At 35.4% G+C, this 18,351-nt stretch carries 14 protein-coding genes; 2 read left to right on the top strand and 12 right to left on the bottom strand.

All coding sequences use genetic code 11. The features are described 5' to 3' along the window. Positions 1-534 precede the first annotated feature (534 nt). Together R2Q16_RS00070 and R2Q16_RS00065 are read left to right on the top strand one after the other, a co-directional pair. Positions 535-3,081 (top strand): ATP-dependent Clp protease ATP-binding subunit, encoded by a 2,547-nt coding sequence (locus R2Q16_RS00070; protein ID WP_316734412.1) that lies wholly within the window; start codon positions 535-537, stop codon positions 3,079-3,081. 119 nt (positions 3,082-3,200) lie between these two features. Then, positions 3,201-3,722, top strand: a complete 522-nt coding sequence (locus R2Q16_RS00065) for a CAP domain-containing protein (RefSeq protein WP_316734411.1) — start codon at positions 3,201-3,203, stop codon at positions 3,720-3,722. Positions 3,723-3,769: 47 nt separating this feature from the next. On the opposite strand, the gene R2Q16_RS00060 is transcribed toward R2Q16_RS00065, so the two are convergent. The 12 genes from R2Q16_RS00060 to R2Q16_RS00005 all read right to left on the bottom strand — a co-directional run bounded on the left by R2Q16_RS00060 (position 3,770) and on the right by R2Q16_RS00005 (position 17,609). Beyond that, positions 3,770-4,642 carry a hypothetical protein gene (locus R2Q16_RS00060; RefSeq protein WP_316734410.1) on the bottom strand — a complete coding sequence of 291 codons (873 nt, stop codon included), beginning with the start codon at positions 4,640-4,642 and terminating at the stop codon, positions 3,770-3,772. Between the two features lie 41 nt (positions 4,643-4,683). After that, entirely contained in the window at positions 4,684-5,751 is a 1,068-nt protein-coding gene (locus R2Q16_RS00055) for a PA0069 family radical SAM protein (RefSeq protein WP_316734409.1), read from the bottom strand. A 60-nt stretch (positions 5,752-5,811) separates the two neighbouring features. Beyond that, a complete protein-coding gene (locus tag R2Q16_RS00050) occupies positions 5,812-7,047 on the bottom strand; it encodes a carboxypeptidase-like regulatory domain-containing protein (protein WP_316734408.1) in 1,236 nt (411 codons plus the stop codon). An 81-nt stretch (positions 7,048-7,128) separates the two neighbouring features. After that, positions 7,129-8,364 carry a carboxypeptidase-like regulatory domain-containing protein gene (locus R2Q16_RS00045; protein WP_316734407.1) on the bottom strand — a complete coding sequence of 412 codons (1,236 nt, stop codon included), beginning with the start codon at positions 8,362-8,364 and terminating at the stop codon, positions 7,129-7,131. Positions 8,365-8,444: 80 nt separating this feature from the next. After that, on the bottom strand, positions 8,445-9,680 hold the full coding sequence (locus R2Q16_RS00040) for a carboxypeptidase-like regulatory domain-containing protein (protein WP_316734406.1): 1,236 nt from the start codon (positions 9,678-9,680) through the stop codon (positions 8,445-8,447). A gap of 58 nt (positions 9,681-9,738) precedes the next feature. Further along, the gene (recN, locus tag R2Q16_RS00035) at positions 9,739-11,391 is read right to left on the bottom strand and encodes a DNA repair protein RecN (protein ID WP_316734405.1); all 1,653 of its coding nucleotides are present in this window, start codon (positions 11,389-11,391) and stop codon (positions 9,739-9,741) included. A 98-nt stretch (positions 11,392-11,489) separates the two neighbouring features. After that, positions 11,490-13,400 carry a M56 family metallopeptidase gene (locus R2Q16_RS00030; RefSeq protein WP_316734404.1) on the bottom strand — a complete coding sequence of 637 codons (1,911 nt, stop codon included), beginning with the start codon at positions 13,398-13,400 and terminating at the stop codon, positions 11,490-11,492. Between the two features lie 108 nt (positions 13,401-13,508). Next, entirely contained in the window at positions 13,509-13,880 is a 372-nt protein-coding gene (locus R2Q16_RS00025; RefSeq protein ID WP_316734403.1) for a BlaI/MecI/CopY family transcriptional regulator, read from the bottom strand. A 287-nt stretch (positions 13,881-14,167) separates the two neighbouring features. Continuing rightward, the gene (locus tag R2Q16_RS00020) at positions 14,168-15,061 is read right to left on the bottom strand and encodes a DUF4835 family protein (RefSeq protein WP_316734402.1); all 894 of its coding nucleotides are present in this window, start codon (positions 15,059-15,061) and stop codon (positions 14,168-14,170) included. Further along, entirely contained in the window at positions 15,058-16,254 is a 1,197-nt protein-coding gene (gene coaBC / locus R2Q16_RS00015; RefSeq protein ID WP_316734401.1) for a bifunctional phosphopantothenoylcysteine decarboxylase/phosphopantothenate--cysteine ligase CoaBC, read from the bottom strand. The genes R2Q16_RS00020 and coaBC overlap by 4 nt, the downstream gene beginning before the upstream one ends. Before the next feature lie 77 nt (positions 16,255-16,331). After that, positions 16,332-16,658, bottom strand: coding sequence for a DNA-directed RNA polymerase subunit omega (locus R2Q16_RS00010; protein WP_231463127.1), 327 nt, complete (start codon positions 16,656-16,658; stop codon positions 16,332-16,334). Positions 16,659-16,661: 3 nt separating this feature from the next. Then, the gene (locus R2Q16_RS00005; RefSeq protein WP_316734400.1) at positions 16,662-17,609 is read right to left on the bottom strand and encodes an outer membrane protein assembly factor BamD; all 948 of its coding nucleotides are present in this window, start codon (positions 17,607-17,609) and stop codon (positions 16,662-16,664) included. Positions 17,610-18,351 lie beyond the last annotated feature (742 nt).

The following is an 18,351-nucleotide window of genomic DNA, read 5'->3' as shown; positions in this document are numbered from 1 at the left end:
TGACGTGAACTGCAAAAAGATTGCAGCGAGAGCGGGACTAGCATTCATAGTAGCAAGGCCATTGCTTTTCTAAAAACAAAAACAACTGTAAACGGGTTATTTTCGTATAATAGTAATATACCTCTACTATTGTGATGTTGCAGTTGTTCGCTTTTGTTCAACGTTTATGTTAAATGATGTCATGTTGCTTTTATATTTCTGTCAAAATTTGTAAATTGCATAAGCGAAATGCTACAATTTGTCAGTTAAATAATCGCTAAAAATCCTTACAATAAACCGACAAAATGAATTAATCGAAAGGAATTGATATTAGTTTTCCTTTTAAAGCCTGCAAAAACAGTTTATTACTCAGATTTATTTACATAATTGCTAATTGATTTGACTAATGGACTGCCACAATTTTTTGGTACGGGGATTCCATACGGTGGTTTTATCAACCTGTATGGCGCAATTGTTGATAAAATAAACAAATCAGCAAGTACTCTTTTTATAATTTATTTTATAGTTTAGGGGCGAGCTGTTAAGAAAGGTATTATGGAAGCAAAATTTTCACCACAGGTTAAAGATGTAATCTCTTTTAGTAGGGAGGAAGCGCTCCGCTTAGGGCATGATTACATTGGAACCGAACATTTATTATTAGGCCTCATCCGCGAAGGCGATGGGATGGCTATAAAAATTTTACGATCGTTAGGAGTTGATACTGGTAAATTACGTCGCTCGATTGAAGATGCTGTTCGCGGTACTTCTAGTGTTACTGTAAACTTGGGCAATATTCCATTAACGAAACAGGCAGAAAAAGTTTTAAAAATTACTTACTTAGAAGCTAAGATATTTAAAAGCGATTTAATTGGCACCGAACATTTATTGCTATCCGTTTTGAGAGATGATGATAACATCGCCTCGCAAATATTGTTGCAATATGGAGTTACTTATGATGTTTTTAAACAAGAAGTTGAAGTAAATAAAAATGGCTTCAGAGACGATGTTTCAAACAGCGCATCAACTGGTGGCGATGATGATTATCGTGAAGAAGAAAGCTTTAGCACGCCTAAAAAAGTTTCGGATATTAAATCGAAAACTCCGGTTTTAGATAATTTCGGTCGTGATTTAACAAAGGCTGCAGAAGAAGGTCGTTTAGACCCGATTGTTGGCCGCGAGAAAGAAATTGAGCGTGTATCGCAAATTTTATCTCGTAGAAAAAAGAACAATCCGATATTAATTGGTGAGCCTGGTGTTGGTAAATCGGCAATTGCAGAAGGCTTAGCCTTACGCATTGTACAACGTAAAGTGTCGCGTGTGCTTTTTGGTAAGCGTGTAGTTACGTTAGATTTAGCTTCGCTTGTTGCGGGTACAAAATATCGTGGTCAGTTCGAGGAGCGTATGAAAGCCGTAATGAACGAGCTTGAGAAATCTACTGATGTAATTTTATTTATTGATGAGATTCATACAATTGTTGGTGCTGGTGGTGCTTCTGGGTCATTAGATGCATCAAATATGTTCAAACCTGCATTGGCAAGGGGCGAAATTCAATGTATCGGTGCAACTACCTTAGATGAATATCGTCAGTACATCGAGAAAGATGGTGCTTTAGATCGTCGTTTCCAGAAAGTAATGGTTGAACCGGCTACGCCTGATGAAACCATTGAAATCTTAAGTCGCATTAAAGATAAGTATGAAGAACACCACGGTGTAACCTATACTCAAGAAGCTATCGAGGCTTGTGTGACTTTAACTTCACGTTATATTTCTGACCGTTTCTTACCAGATAAAGCGATTGATGCTTTAGATGAAGCAGGTTCTAGGGTGCATTTAACAAACATCCATGTTCCTCAAACCATTATTGATATCGAAGCAAAAATCGAAGATATCAAATTGGAGAAAAACAAAGTTGTTCGCAGTCAGAAATACGAAGAAGCAGCAAAATTACGCGATACAGAGAAAAATCTAATTGAAGAGTTAGATAAAGCTAAAGCGGAATGGGAAGCAGAAACTAAAACTAAACGTTACGAAGTTTCTGAAGATAATGTTGCTGAAGTTGTAGCCATGATGACCGGTATTCCGGTTCAACGTGTCGGACAAACCGATAGCCAAAAGCTATTAAACATGTACGACAAAGTTGCCGAGAAAATTATTGGTCAGGATGATGCAATTAAGAAATTGACAAAAGCCATCCAACGTACTAGAGCTGGATTAAAAGACCCTAAAAAACCAATAGGTTCATTTATTTTCTTAGGTCCGACTGGTGTCGGTAAAACTGAATTAGCAAAAGAACTTGCTCGTTTCATGTTTGATAGTGATGATTCACTGATTCAGATTGATATGAGTGAATACATGGAGAAATTTGCGGTTTCACGTTTAGTGGGAGCGCCTCCGGGATACGTTGGTTATGAAGAAGGTGGACAATTAACTGAAAAAGTTAGAAGAAAACCTTATGCCGTTATCTTATTAGATGAGATTGAAAAGGCACATCCTGATGTATTTAATATCTTATTACAAGTTTTAGATGAAGGTCAATTAACGGATAGTTTAGGTCGCAAGGTTGATTTTAGAAATACAATCATCATCATGACATCAAATATCGGTGCCCGTCAGTTAAAAGATTTCGGTCAAGGTGTTGGTTTCTCTACTGCGGCTAAAAATAATCAGGCAGAATCGCATAGTCGTGGTGTAATTGAAAGCGCTTTAAAACGTGCATTTGCGCCAGAGTTTTTAAACCGTGTTGATGATGTTGTGGTATTCAATAGCTTAGGTAAAGACGAAATCTTCAGAATTATTGATATCGAATTAAAGGCATTATTTGGTCGTGTACATACTTTAGGTTACGATATTATCTTAACCGAAAATGCGAAAGACTATATTGCTGAAAAAGGATTTGATAGTAATTTTGGTGCTCGTCCGTTAAAACGAGCAATTCAGAAATACTTAGAGGACCCGATTGCAGAAGAAATTCTGAAAGGTGAATTAACAGAAGGTGATGTTTTAGAAATCGATTACGATAAAGAGACAGAGCTGATTTCAGTAATTCACAAGAAAGGCGAAAAGAAAAAAGAAGAGCCGAAGGAAGAAGATTCTTCAAACTAATATTGAAAGCCCCGAAATTTCGGGGCTTTTTCGTTGCATGAATTTATTTGTAATAAATTTGTTGCGATTGCGTTATTAGTTCATTTAAAATACTGCAATAAAGCAATTGAATCATCCCAATGAGAAAACTTTTACAATTAATAACCCTTTCTGCAATTCTTTTAATTACATCGTGTGAAAAGAACAGCGAGATTATCCCCGAAAAGGAAATTACCCCAACAAATCCTGGAACCTCACTTAATACAGGATTAAATAATGATTTATTATTGAAATTAGTTAATGATGTTAGAGTTAAAGGCTGTAATTGTGGGAGCACGGCTATGCCTGCTGTTGCTACACTAAGCTGGAATAATCTTTTGGCGGCGGCGGCTTTAGCACACAGCAAGGACATGAATGCCAATAGTTATTTCAGTCATACCTCTTTAGATGGAAAAAGTCCGGGCGATAGAATTACCGCTGCTGGTTATAAATGGATGAGTTATGGCGAAAATATTGCTGCGGGACAACCGAATGAACAGGCGGTTTTTGATGCTTGGCTAAATAGCGAAGGTCATTGTAAAAATATGATGAGTGCAAATTTTAAAGAAATGGGTGCTGCAAAAGATGGCCGTTACTGGACTCAGGAATTTGGAAGGCAATAAGTTTTCATGACATTGGCTTGTGCGATTGCCATGAAAATTTTAATTAGTTAAATCATTGCTTTTAAAGCATTATAATAATTCTCATAATTCTGATTAGAAGTATTTAAGAACAAAAATGGTTCGATAAGTTCTAGTTCCATTAATAAAAATTGATTATTTACAAATGTGCCATCTACTCTGGCGTAAAGACAATTTTTAGCGAAAAGCTTTACATATTCTGCTGCAATTTCTATTAAAGCTTTATCTGGATTTTGAACATGTACAGAGCCTCCATGCGCTGGTTGCACTCTAAAATCGCCCTGTTTTGCTTTTTTAACTAAAGTATGGCTATAAATATCATTAAAGAAAATAAACGACCATTCTCCATTTTCTAAAATTTCTGGTAGAAACGGTTGGATAATGAAATCTTCTTTTTGAATAAGCAACCTCAGTTTTTGATTAATCTCTTCAACGTTATCCAATGTAACCTTAAATGTATTTTTAGCCCCACCGCTAACACAAGGTTTTACAATAAGTTTATCAGTATTAAATTTTTCAAAAAAAGCATTAAGATTTATTTCCTCACCATCAGTAATGAAAATACTTGGTGTAATATTTAATCCAGCCGCCTCAATATCTTTTAAGTAATGTTTATCGGCATTCCATCTAATAACATCAATAGGATTTAGAAGTCTGATGTTTTTTTCTTCTAGAAGATTTAACCATATTTTAAAATCTTCATATAAATCAAAATAATCCCAGGGTGATTTTAATATTGCAAGCTGATAATTTTCCCAATTAATTTTTTCATCATTCCAAATTACCATTTCAATATTTAAGCCTTTTTCTTTTAAGAAAAGTAGAAGTTTATCATCTTCACTTTCAACTGTCGGACTATCATAAGCACCTTTATCTTCGTAAGTTATTAAAGCAATATTCATTTTTAAAACTAAGTTTTAATCAATTAATTGACAAGTAAAAACTAGAATAATGATATTTGCGAACCAGGCACTCTAAATAAACTGTGGTCTAGTTTGATTTCTTTCACATTCAGTCCGTTTAATCTGCAATGTAGCCTGAAATTATCTCTTATCATTTGTGCAATATTGCCATCACCACGCATTCTTTCACCAAAACGGCTATCATTAACATTTCCGCCGTGGCAACTTTGAATCATGTGCCAAACTTTATCGAACCTATCTGGAAAATTTTTGCGTAACCAATCTTCAAAAATTTGTGCGATGGCACCATTTAACCTAACAATTGTGTAACCTGCTTTTATGGCTCCGGCATTTGCAACGGTTTTCAAAACGGCTGGAATCTCATGGTCGCTTAAACCTGGCACCAAAGGTGCAACCATTACACCAACCGGAATGCCTGCCTTGCTCAATTCTTCAACAACCTTTAACCTTTGTTTTGCTGTTGCGGTTCTGGGTTCCATTGCGAGGCGAAGCTTATCATTTAAACTATTTATAGAGGAATAAACCATGCAAAGATTAAGCTTTGCCATTTCTTGCAAAATATCAAGGTCGCGGAGAATAAGCGAGTTTTTAGTAATCATCCCGATAGGTTGTTTGTATTCCAAAGCAATTTCCAGTAATTGCCTTGTTAGTTTAAATTTTCTCTCTGCCGGTTGATAACAATCTGTATTACCAGAAAGCGAAATTGTAGTTGCATCCCAGCCTTTTCGTTCCAGAAACTTTTTAAAAAGGGCAGGAGCGTCTTTCTTTACAATAATTTTTCTTTCGAAATCTAAGCCCGCACTATAACCCCAATATTGATGGGCATTTCGGGCATAGCAGTAAGTACAGCCATGTTCACAGCCTTGGTAAGGATTTAAGGAATATGCCATTCCTACATCCGGACTATCAACCTTGTTTACAATGGTTTTGGAGTTTTCAAAAATGAAGGATGTTTTTCGGTCGCTTTCTTCCCAATCATCAATGCCTTCATCGTGCTCCTTTACATAGCTATCTTTTAAAAATTTATTGTGGGGATTAAATTGTGCTCCGCGACCTTTAAAATACCTATCTTCTTCCTCATTAATCATAGATTAAAAATACTAATATTTTTAGTATTATTTATCTGTGTGAATAAGTTGTTAGTATAATTATCTTCTCGAAATCGGAATGTAATCCATTGGAACCATATCGCCAACTTTTTCGTAAGCCCAGTAACCTTCGTAAAGCATGGAGCGAGAATCGTAGATACTTCCATTAGGATAAAAGCGAACAGGACCTTGGCTTAATTTCACCACAGATAATTCATGTTCAGGAATATCCAGGGGGCGAAAAATCCAAAAGCCAGTTTTAGAATACACCAGTGATTCCTTTTCCTTTGTGTATTGTATGCAAAGTGCATCAGTATAATTTATCCACTTTAAGTTGTCGTTCAGGTCATGAACCAAGGTATCTGGATTTACCTCAGCTCTGCTAAACTTGTCTATAAACCGAGGCATTTCCTTTTGTTTGGTCCAAAATTCTAATAACCCTGCATCAATTTTTCCGGCTTCTTTTCTGATGCCTGTTTTTTCCGGTAGCGTTCTAATTTTTACTAAATTCTCGTTAATATAGTTTTCAGGGTATCGATTTGGATTTGGCGTTTGTACAATTTTATTGATGATGAAACCTTCATCCTTGCTTTTATTTTCATAAAGAGAGCGAAAGAAATGTTGCGATGAGCCGTAATATGCTATTTCACGGGCTTCAACATATTTTTTCTTTTTAGATGCCGATGCTTTGAACTCTTCAAAAAATGGATGACCAGAAAAATAGATGATTCGTGTACGGCTATTATATTCAAAATAATCGAGCATATATTTTAAGCGATAGCCTAGCGCTTTATTTTCTACAATAAGAAATTCTGTTGTTTTAACCGTAAGCAGGCTTTTAGTTACATCAAAATCTACGTTTAAGACCTGCGGATTTAATATTTTGCATTGCTTTGAATTTGGCGTAGTGCCTATAAAATATTCGGTAAACTGCTTAATGTATTTTGCCCGGTTTGGGTCGGCACGAATGGTAACCTCATTTAGTAAAACCGTATTTTCTTTAAGCACTAAATCTACCTTCACTGATTTATCCTCTACAATTACAGATTTTGAAAAAGGAAGATATCCAACCATTTGCACCAAAATACTATAGCTGCCTGGCTTTAAATTTGGAAGCACAAAATTGCCATCATTATCGGCAACAGTGGCTAATTTATACCCACTTAAGTAAACGCCTGCGCCAGGTAAACCGCCTTCATTATCTCTAACTTTCCCACTTATCGAAAAGGTATTCTGACTAAAGGCTTCAACAGAAAAAAGAAATATAAAAAGTAATGCAAAAATGCTTTTATACATGAACGCTAATGTAGCCAAATGGAAGAATATTTATTAAATAAGTTTTCCGTTTTAGCAATTTTAACATTTAGTTTCATTTTGCTATTTGACGGGTTTTTCTGGCTGATAATCAAGCGGAACACTATCCGCAATTTTTTCCCATGCCCAATAGCCTTCGTACATGATGGAGCGTGGGTTTTGTATGCCGCCATTCTCATAAAAATAGACTGGCGAGGCCAGTAAATTTATTAGCGAAACTTGATAATTGAGCATGTTTGAAGGTCGCGGTACAGGAATTGCATCATTCAAATAGGATGGTTCTTCTTTTTCATTAGTATATACAACCGATATAACATCAGAAAAATTAATGCTCTTGATGCTTTCATTGTATGTTTCTACCAATGTTTCGGGCATAACATTTTGCTGATGTAAAACGGCAATTTGTTTAGGACGATATTTTTCATCTGTCCAATGGTTCAAAGAATCATCATCTGCCGGATTTAGTCTATGTTTTCCTACAGAACCCATTCCCGATATTCTGAAATATTTAATTTTTGCATTAATTAAACTGTCCGAAGGTCTTGTCCTATCGACTTGTTTTTTCATTTTATTGATGATAAAACCTTCTTCTTTAGATTTTCCTGAGAATAAACTGCTGAAAAAATGATTGCTTGAACCAAAATATGCTATATCTCTTTTTTTAGTCCAGCGCTTGGTTTGACTATAGCTCCCATTTAAATCTTCATAATATGGATAACCTTCATATCGAGTTACATTCGTTTTACCATTCCATTCAAATAAGTCTAGCTGATATTTTATTCTGTAGCCCAGTGCTTTATTTTCGATGATTAAAAATTGAGTGGTTTTTACAGTCATTTTTGAATCGTCTTGATTGTAATCAACTATCAGAACATTTGGATTGATGATTTTACATTGTGCAGCATTTGGAGTTGTTCCTAAAAAAAGATCGGTAAACAGATTTATATATTTTCCACGATTTGGATCTGGTTTAATGGTAATCTCATTCAGTTGTTTTGTATCTTCCTCCAAAACAACATCAAGAACTATTATTTTATCAGAAACCACAATATTTTTAACTAATGTTTTGTAACCAATCGATTGAAAAAGAATATCATAGCTTCCGGCTTTAAGCGATAAACTGTAAGTGCCATCGTTATTTGTAACTGTGGCAATTTTGTAACCACTTACAAATACCCCAACACCAGACAATACATCTTTGTTATCTTTAACTTTTCCGGTAATCGAGAAAGTATTCTGACTAAAAGTATTAATGCTCGTAAGGATGAAAAAAATAAATATAGTGATGATTTTAATCATGAGAACGGAATGTTAGTGAATTCAGAATATTTATAAAAATAGGTTTTCCGTTTTAACAATCTAAATATAATTTGATATACCTATCTCACTAATTTTTGTGGCTGATAATCAAGCGGAACACTATCCGCAATTTTCTCCCAACCCCAATAACCCTCATATAGCATGGAACGCGGATTGTATGTGCCTCCATTTTGATAAAAGTACACGGGTGCTACTAATAAGTTAATAAGTGAAATCTGGTAATCGGGCATTGTTAACGGGCGAGAAATTGACAGGCCGATTCGATTTGCATATAATGGGTCTTCTTTCTCTTTTGTATATATTACATACAAAACATCATTAAAATTAATACTCTTAATACTTTCGTTAAATGTCTTCACTAAGGTGTCGGGTAAAACTTCTTGTTGATTTAGAATAGCTATTTGTTTTGGCTTATTCTTTTGTTTTGCCCAATAAGATAAAGAATCATTTCCACCAATAGTTATTTTTAAATTTCCAGATGAACTTATTGCTGCGGTTCTAAAATGCTTAATTTTTGCATTAATCAAACTATCTGATGGTCGCGTTTTATCAGCCTGTCTGATGAGTTTATTAATGATGAAACCTTCTTCCTTAGATTTTCCGTTGTATAAACTAGTCAAAAAATGGCTGCTTGAACCATGATAGGCGATATCTCTTTTGGTAGCCCAACGCCTCATTTGTGCTTTGCCACCTTTTAAATCTTCATAGTATGGGAAGCCTTCGTAATAAATAATGTTGGTCTTATTATCCCATTCAAATAAATTAATCTGGTATTTTATGCGGTAGCCCAGCGCTTTATTTTCAACGATTAAAAACTGATTGGTTTTTACAGTCAGTTTTGAATCATCCTTGCTGTAATCGATGATTAAAACATTAGGGTTAATGATTTTGCATTGGGCAGCGTTTGGTGTAGTACCAATAAAAAAATCGGTAAACATTCTGATGTATCCTGCCCGGTTAGGATCAGGTTTTATGGTTACCTCATCAAGTTGCATGGCATCTTCTTCTAAAACTACATCAAGTTTTATCGGTTTGTCTTCTACTAGAATATTTTTAGCTACTGTTTTATAACCAATAATCTGGAAAAGAATATCATAATTGCCCGGTTTTAATCCTAATGTATAAGCACCATTGTTATTTGCAACAGTGGCTATTTTGTAGCCGCTAACAAAAACTCCAGCACCGGGTAAAACTTCACCTCGTTTATCTTTTATTACACCAGATAGAATAACATTCTGTGCAAAAGCAGCAATACAAATCAGATTGAAAATAGAAAATAGGAATAATCTTTTCATTAAAACAAATATAAACTAATTTATTAGTTTAGAAAGTAATAATGATGATTTAGACAAATTAACCCAATAATTCCTTAGCATTTTCAATTGCTGAAGCACCAGGATTTTTACCGCTTAACATTTCTGCAATCACATTTACCCTCTCTTCCTGTTTCAGTTTTCTAATTCCGGTTGTAGTTTTTCCGCCTTCATCAGCTTTATAAACAAAATAATGCGACTTACCCTTCGCTGCAATTTGAGGCAAGTGCGTGATTGAAATGACCTGCATATTTTCACCTAAAATTGATATCACCTCGCCCACCTTCAATGCCGTCTCTCCTGAAATTCCGGTGTCAATTTCATCGAATATGATGGTTGGCAAAGCAGTATGTTTGGCCAGTAAAGCCTTAATAGAAAGCATTAATCTCGAAAGCTCACCGCCGGAAGCGACCTTATTTACCGGAGCAGGTGCTTGTCCGGCATTTGCCGAAAATAACAAAGCAATTTCGTCTAAACCATCTTTGGATAATTCTGTAATCGGTGATTGCGCCAAAACCATTTTTGCATTAGGCATACCAACTTGCTTTAATGTTTCTTCCGTTTCAGTTTGAACAAGTTTAATAGCTTTCGTACGGTTTTTGCTTAATTCCGCTGCTTGTTTTTTAAGTTTTATCTTGAGTAATTCAATTTGTTTTGATAGTTTTTCTATTTGTTCATCAGAAGATAAAAGTTGATTTAAATTACTTTCAAGCTGCGTCTGAATTGCAAGTAATCCGGTATTATCGTCAACACGATGTTTTTGTTGTAAGGAGTATAGTAAGTCTAAACGCTGGTTAATCGTGTCTAACCGTTCAGCGCTATGCATCGTATTATTTTCGATAACCGAAATTTCGTCAGCAACATCTTTAATTTCAATTATACACGATTTTAACCTTTCATAAAGTGCATTAATTGCAGGGTCGAACTTTTCTACAGCTTGCAATTGCAGTTGTGCCTCCTTTAAAAGTAAAATTGCAGATGGCTCTCCATCATTTAATAAGGTATTTCCGTTCAATAAAGCACGCTTAATGGTTTCGGCATGTGTAAGCTTTTCTAATTCTGCCTCCAACTCATCTTGCTCATTAACCTGTAGATTGGCTTGTTCTAATTCATTAAATAAAAACTGCTCGTAATCTTGCTTGTTTCTTGCTTCACTTGCTTCTTCTATCAATTTTTTTAGTGAGGCAGAATCTTTTTTAAAGGCTTTAAAACCAGCTCTATATTCTGATAACAGTTCCTGATGGTTAGATAATGAATCAACCATGAGCAATTGAAATTCTGCATTGTTAATTTCCTGCGTAGCATGTTGCGAATGAATATCTATCAGTTTTTCGCCGATTTGTTTTAGCGTTGATAAATTTACAGGCGTATCATTTATAAAAGAACGCGATTTCCCATCAATTGAAATCTCACGTCTCAAAGTTGTTTCGTTAAAAAAATCTATGTCATTTTCTTCAAAACTTTCTTTCAATTGCTCATCAGCCAAAAGAAATGTGCCTTCTATTACACATTTTTTATCCTGATTAAAGAAATATTTGCTCTCGGCCCGCTGACCTAAAATTAAAGATAAAGCCCCCAGAATGATGGATTTACCAGCGCCAGTTTCACCAGTAATAATGTTTAAGCCTTTATCAAACTCAATGTCGAGGCTGTCGATTAACGCGTAATTACGAATAGAAAGTTTTTGTAGCATAGCTAATGCGAAAATACTAAAAAGTTATTTTACCAATAGCCTAAAATAAAAACAGCGAAGATATTTCTTCGCTGTTTACAGATATTATGATTTGGTTTTTAGTTCTCGTCTCGCTCAATTCGCTCACGCTTTTCAGGTTTCTCTTTTCGCTCTTCTTTTTCAATTTTTTCTCTCAGCTCTTTAACTTCTTTATCAAATTTTTGCTTTAGTTTTTTGTATTCCTCGCTTTGTCTGAGTTTGCTTGATGAATTATCAAGTACGTATACGCCATCCCTACTTTTCAGCGCACGGAAATTATCATTGTGTAATACAAATGCTGTATCGGCATTTAAACGGCTCAATGCTGAAATTCTCAATTTTTCGCCATTTTTTAATGCTTTGGTCCGTAGTTCTAAAACTTGAGCTCTGAATTCAGGTGTATTAAATTGGGCTGCCATATCTGCTCCCATTTTTTGCCATTTAGCTTGTGCCTCTGGAGAACCGTATTCTTTTGCAATGTCTTCACCAAATTTTTTCCATTTTGCTTGTGCTTCAGGTGATGAATATTCCTTGGCCATATCTTCACCTATTTTTTTCCATTTTGCCTGTGCTTCGGGAGATGAATATTCCTTATTCATATCTTCGCTAAGTTTTTTCCATTTGGCCTGCGCTTCCGGCGAAGAAAATTCTCTTGCAATATCTTCTCCGTATTTTTTCCATTTTAATTGTGCCGCCGGTGATGAAAACTCACGATGGATTTTAGCACTAAATAATGAATCCTTAAACTTGAAGGCAGAATCACTTCTGTAAATAAATGCACGTCTTCCTCCAAAAAGTTCATCATTGTAAAAGTCTTTTTTCAAACTATCTGGCATGTCTTTCACAGAATTGTATTCAGTTCTTTTGCCATTAGCATCTACCGTTACAATTCTGATTTTACGTTTTTTAGTGGTATCCATAAAAACAACTGCATTAGTATTGATATGGCCAGCGGTTAAAACTTCTATCTTTTTTGATGTTTTTTTGATTTCTTTCTTAGCAGGATTAATCCATGCGATAGAGAATAAGCAAGCAACGCCCAATGTTAAGGCAGCCATTTGCTGTTTTGCGTTTAAATAATTGGTTTTCATATTTGTGATTCTTTTAATACGTTGATATAAATTTTGAGTGTTGCCAGTCGCTGCCAAAGCATAAGCCGGACTGTTTTTATCCTTCAATAATTCTAATTTTAGCAGGGCATGAGCATAATTTAATGGCTTTCCGGTTAGTTTTAAAACCAGGTCGTCGCAAGCGTGCTCACGCTCTATGTGTATAAATCTGCCCGCCATCCAAACAAATGGGTTAAAGAATAGAAAGGTTTCAATAGCTGTTTTGATTAAGTTTAATAGAAAATCATTCCTGCGGATGTGTGAAAGCTCGTGTATTAAAATAGCTTCAACCTGGTCGTTATCTAATTCGTTCACTAATGCTACGGGAAACAAAACGATAGGTTTTAGATAGCCAATTACCAAGGGCACATTAACAATAGATGATAAATGAAATTTTATGGATTTTCTAATTTTAAGATTTGCAGTAACCCTTTGAAAGATATCATTCCAGCCTGCTGGCACTAGGCTTAAGTTTTCCTTTTTAAAACGAGCCAATTTATTGTAGCCTTTCACGATAACAAACAGCTGCAATAAAATGCCGATTACATAAAATGCGACTACAATCGGAAAGTACTGCTCTATTTTGGTGTTTAGATTATCAGGTATATTATTTAAATATTGAATTGCATTCAGGTCTTCAATATGTCCAACCGATTTAGGAGCTGAAATGCTTTTTAGCAATATATTGGTTAAATTATAAACAAAGCAACCAAACATTAATAGGATAGAGCCAAATGCCAGATTATGTTTATGCTTTGCGGCAAGCTTAGGTAGGCTTAATAAAACAATAAATAAAATGCCATAAATAAGTGCACTTTGCCAAAGAGAATTTAAAATGCTCCATCCAAAAGCTTTGATAAATTGTGGTAATAAAGTTTCCATTTTACTTGGTCTAATTTTATATAATCAGTTTATTTTTTGTTTGATACTATTCTTTGCGATAACCTGTTTTCACTAATGACTAATGACTAATGACTAATGACTAATGAACTACTTAAGACTATCCAGGTATTTTTTAATCTCGTCCAGTTCTTCACTTGTTGCAGAATGATTACCCAAAGCTTGCATCACTAATCTGGCTGCCGAACCATTGAATACATTATCAATCATTTTGTTTACCAATTGCTTTTCGGTTTTATCTTGATTTACAATTGCTTTGTATATATGCGTTTTCTGATTAGTATCTCGCTCTACCATTCCTTTCTCGTGCATAATTTGCATAAGCTTTAGGGTAGTTGTGTAACCAGAATCTTTTTTATTTAAAGCTTCATGTACTTCTCTTACTGTGCAAAGGCCTTTTTGCCAAAGCACTTGTAAGATTTCCATTTCACCTTCTGTTGGTTTGATATTATTATTACTCATATGTTACAGTTGTACGAATTATTTCGTAATCAAATGTACGAAGTTATTCGTATTATAAAAATTATTTAACAGATTTTTAACAAAAACTGTTTTAACTACATGACGCAGACTTAGCGTAAACGTTGCACAATGATTTTAAATTTGAGCAGGAGGGAGCGGAATTTTTGTTTGCTGAAGTATGTTTTTTAAACCTGATTGCAGCGAACATGGAGCGCAGCGGAATAAAGCGTAAAGCAGGACTTACGATAAAATGAATTAGGGAAATTGCTTTACAAGAAATTATAAAACTAATTACTTTTTAAACCTTCGTACTTCCCGATATTTGCCGGGTCAATTTCTGACAGAAGATTGTAAGCCTTTAAACGCTCCTGAGTATTTAGTTTAGTCAGAACGTTTGTAATTTCTTCGGCCTTTGAGGCGAAATAAACATTAGGAAAGATGGAACCTAACTTTTGCTTATCCATTTTTTGAAGCTCGGTTAAGGCCGCAACAATTGGCATTAAACCTTTATCATCGTTGGTAAGCTGGTCTAAGCCTTTGAAGTGGTAATTGTAAATAAAATTTCGCAATTCGCCGAAAATAGGGTTGAGGGTATTTTCGTTAAACCAGAAACGATTACGCAAACCATCGGCCGCACGCCAGCCGGTATTGCCCGAAACCTGCGCCAGATTTATGATGTTTTGTGCCTTTTTGAAATAAGCACTACCGCCCATTTTGCCAAAACTATCTTTATCCAAACCGATTATTGTATAGGCATAGTAGGTTAATAGCGCACTAATATTTGAGATGTAATTCTGATCCGAAAAATCGATTGTTGAGCCATCATTATAACTGAAATCGAAATTCTTATCGCTTATGTTTAGCAGTGTGCTATTGTATGTCGAATTGAAAACCGGTCTGCTGCTCTGAATTTGAGCTTCTGCAGCATAACCCGAACCACCATCCCAAGAGGTTAGGGTTATAACGAAATTACAGTCAATTCTTTCCTGTGCTTTGTAGGTTTCTGTTGTAAACTTATTGTTGTTTAAAAAATCCCTCAGTGTTTTTTGCAAAACATCGAGCTGTTGCTTACTTATGTTCGATACCTGTGGCGCCAAAAGTTGCACACGAGCATTTAACTCTTGCGCATGTAATTTTCCGAAACCAAGGATGATTAGTAAACAAACAAGTCTTTTTATCATTTAATAAGTTTTAAAATTTCATTGCATATATCTACCGCTACTCCAGCTTTTGATTTTACCTCGAATGCTGTTTTTTGAAGTGCTTTGTTAAAAATAGTAATTTTATTTGTATCCGATTTAAAGCCAGCGCCCTTATCATTTAAAGAATTCAGCACAACTAAATCCAGATTTTTTTTCTCTAGCTTTCCCTTAGCGTAGTTTTCTTCATCATTGGTTTCCAAAGCAAAACCAACTAGAATTTGGTTTGGCGCTTTGGTTGCACCAAGTGAGGCTAAAATATCAGCTGTTTTCTCCAACTCGAGGTTAAATTCGCTATTGGATTTTTTAATCTTTTGTGTAGAAACGGTTTTAGGTTTGTAATCGGCAACAGCGGCACACATCACCGTTACATCAGTTTCTTTAAAAATAGATGTACAGGCATCAAGCATATCTTTGGCACTAACTACATCGATTCTCTTTAGAGCTTGTGTTGATTTCTGTGCGGTTGGTCCGGCAATTAAAGTAACATCTGCACCAAGCTTGCTCAGCTCATCTGCGATGGCAAAGCCCATCTTACCTGATGAATGGTTACCTATAAAACGAACCGGGTCTATCGCCTCATAGGTTGGTCCGGCAGTAACCATAACTTTTTTACCGTAAAACGGTAATCCGCTTTTTATCGAATTTTCCAAAAAAGAAACGATTTCTTCAGGCTCTGCCATTCTGCCCGCACCATACAATCCACTAGCCAATTCACCGCTTTCTGGGTTGATAACAATATTTCCAAAGCTTTTAATCTTCGCGATATTGCCTTGCGTAGTTTCATGTTTCCACATGTCTAAATCCATTGCAGGTGCAACATAAACCGGGCATTTAGCCGATAGATAAACCGCAGTTAGCAGGTTATCGCAAATTCCGGTAGCCAATTTAGCGAGTGTATTTGCACTGGTAGGGGCAATGATGATTAAATCAGCCCAAAGGCCTAATTCAACGTGGTTGCTCCAAACACCTGTTTCTTCCTCAAAATATTGAGTGTAAACGGGGTTTTTAGAAAGTGTAGCAAGTGTAAGTGGTGTTATGAAATTAGCACCATCGGGAGTTAAAATAACCTTAACGTTTGCACCAGCCTTAACTAAAAGCCTAACCAAAAAGGCCGACTTATAAGCTGCAATACTGCCGCAAACGCCAAGTATTATGTTTTTATTTTTAAGCATCAAGCGAAGAGTTAAAACAGAGTGCATTAGCGCACACGCAAAACGTTTAGCTCCAAACTCTGTGCGCTAGGCTAATTTTATTTTTGTTCTTTAGCCGGATTTCTATGGTAAACTTTCTCATTCAAAAATTCATCCATAGCTACTAAAACTGGTTTCGGCATACGCTCGTAATGTTTGCTGATTTCGATTTGCTCACGATTTTCAAAAATCTCTTCAAGGTTATCATTGCTCGAAGCAAATTCTGCTAATTTACCATGCAATTCTTCTTTCATATTATTAGAAATCTGATTTGCTCTTTTAGCAATCACAACTAATGATTCATAAAGATTATCAGTAGTTCTGTCTAAATCGTGTACATTTCTGGTAACCGTAGTGTTCGGTATAGCAGGTTTGTTAGTATTCATGTATTAATTGTTTTTAATATTCGTATTATCTGCGTTAGTTGGTTTTTGAGAAACAGTATCTTTTACCTTACTGGTTTTCTTAATCATTTCCATGTATTTAGCTTGGTCTGCGGCATACATCGCCAATTCAGCTTTATTTTGTTTAATACCAGATTCAATATCCGATTTTAATTGCTTGGCATCGTTTGTGAATTTACTTGTAGCATATTTCTCTGTAAATTCTTCATACAATGATGTAGCCTCATTATACCTATCTTCCTGACGAATTGGAATACTGGTTTTAGCGTACATATATTGAGCCTTAATCATCAGGAAATCCATTTCTTCCGCATATTTAATATCCGGGTAATCTCTTTGTGCATTTTTCAAGGCAATAACTGCAGCTCTGTAATTTTCTACGTTACTAGGGCCAGTAGTTAAATAAAGCTTTGCATTTTCGAAAACCTTGTCCTCTAGTTTAGTTCTTAATACACCGATATACTTCGCAGCAGCTGCAGCACGCTCACTTGTAGGGTATAAGTTTATAAATAATTGCAAAGCATCAATAGCTTTGTAAGTATTTTCCTGGTCTAATGAAAAAACAGGCGATTCTAAGTAATAGCAATATGCCGCCATGTAACGTGCCTCTTCAGCATCCTTACTCGCCGGGTAGGTATCTGCAAAACTCTTAAACTGATACCTCGCAGTAGTGTAATCTTGTAATTTGTATAAGGTATAAGCATAGTAAAAGTTCAAACCTTCAGCCTGCTCACGTCCACGATATTTCTGCGATAAATCTTCAAAAAGCACCAATGCCTTACTGAAATCACGCTTATTATATAATCTAATGGCTTCCTGGTATTTTTTTGCAACATCGTTACTCGCTCTCAATTTCTCGAAACGACTCTTACAACCCGCCATACCTAAAGCGGCAATAAATACTAAAATAAATAAGTGTTTAATTTTAAACATTCTGCAAAGATAATTAATAATACGATAACATCAATATAAAACAATTGGCCGCTAAGCTACTTATTGCAATTCACTACATATATATAGTTAACAATTTTTAACATGTTTTATTACGAACAAGTGTTTCCAGCTCAAATTATCAATTATCAATAAACAAATTCCAATTAACAATGCACAATAAACAATTATCAAAAGCAGGGCGTGTACCTTAAATGACCTTATACCTTATATGGTAAAAACATTAATTACCAATCTTCAAATTTCAGTTTTCAAAAGAACTTAACGAAATTTTCTAGGTGTCTTAGGGGGTAAAAATTAATATTAGTAAATCAGGGTTCGGTTTTTCAATTAAAGTCCGTCCCGCCCTCCATTCCAAATCCTGTTGTCGCCGCACCAACCCGATGGTTAATTATTAATGGTTTTTAGACTGGAGTCTCAAAACGGAGTGCTTTTTCAATGTTTTTAGACATATCATGTGGTAAATATTATCGGCAATGTGCAGTTAAATCCCTAAAATCTGCGGTATTTATCTGCGAAAATCAGCGGGAAAGCCTTTAGGACGGTTAAACTTGTCAACTAACCACTGTCAACTTACCTTTGTTTTATCTGCGGAAATCAGCGGGAAAGCCTTTACGGCGGTAAAAACGGATATCTTAAACAAACCAACATCAAAAAAGTTTCAACTTTTTCTCCCTGATGTCCATGCAGTTAACGAAAAACCATCAAATAAAAGCCTTTAACG

It is taken from the genome of Pedobacter aquatilis (genome assembly GCF_032678425.1).
Classification (GTDB): domain Bacteria; phylum Bacteroidota; class Bacteroidia; order Sphingobacteriales; family Sphingobacteriaceae; genus Pedobacter; species Pedobacter aquatilis_B.
Note: the sequence above shows the minus strand (reverse complement) of the source record. Positions and strands in the feature narration are given on the sequence as shown.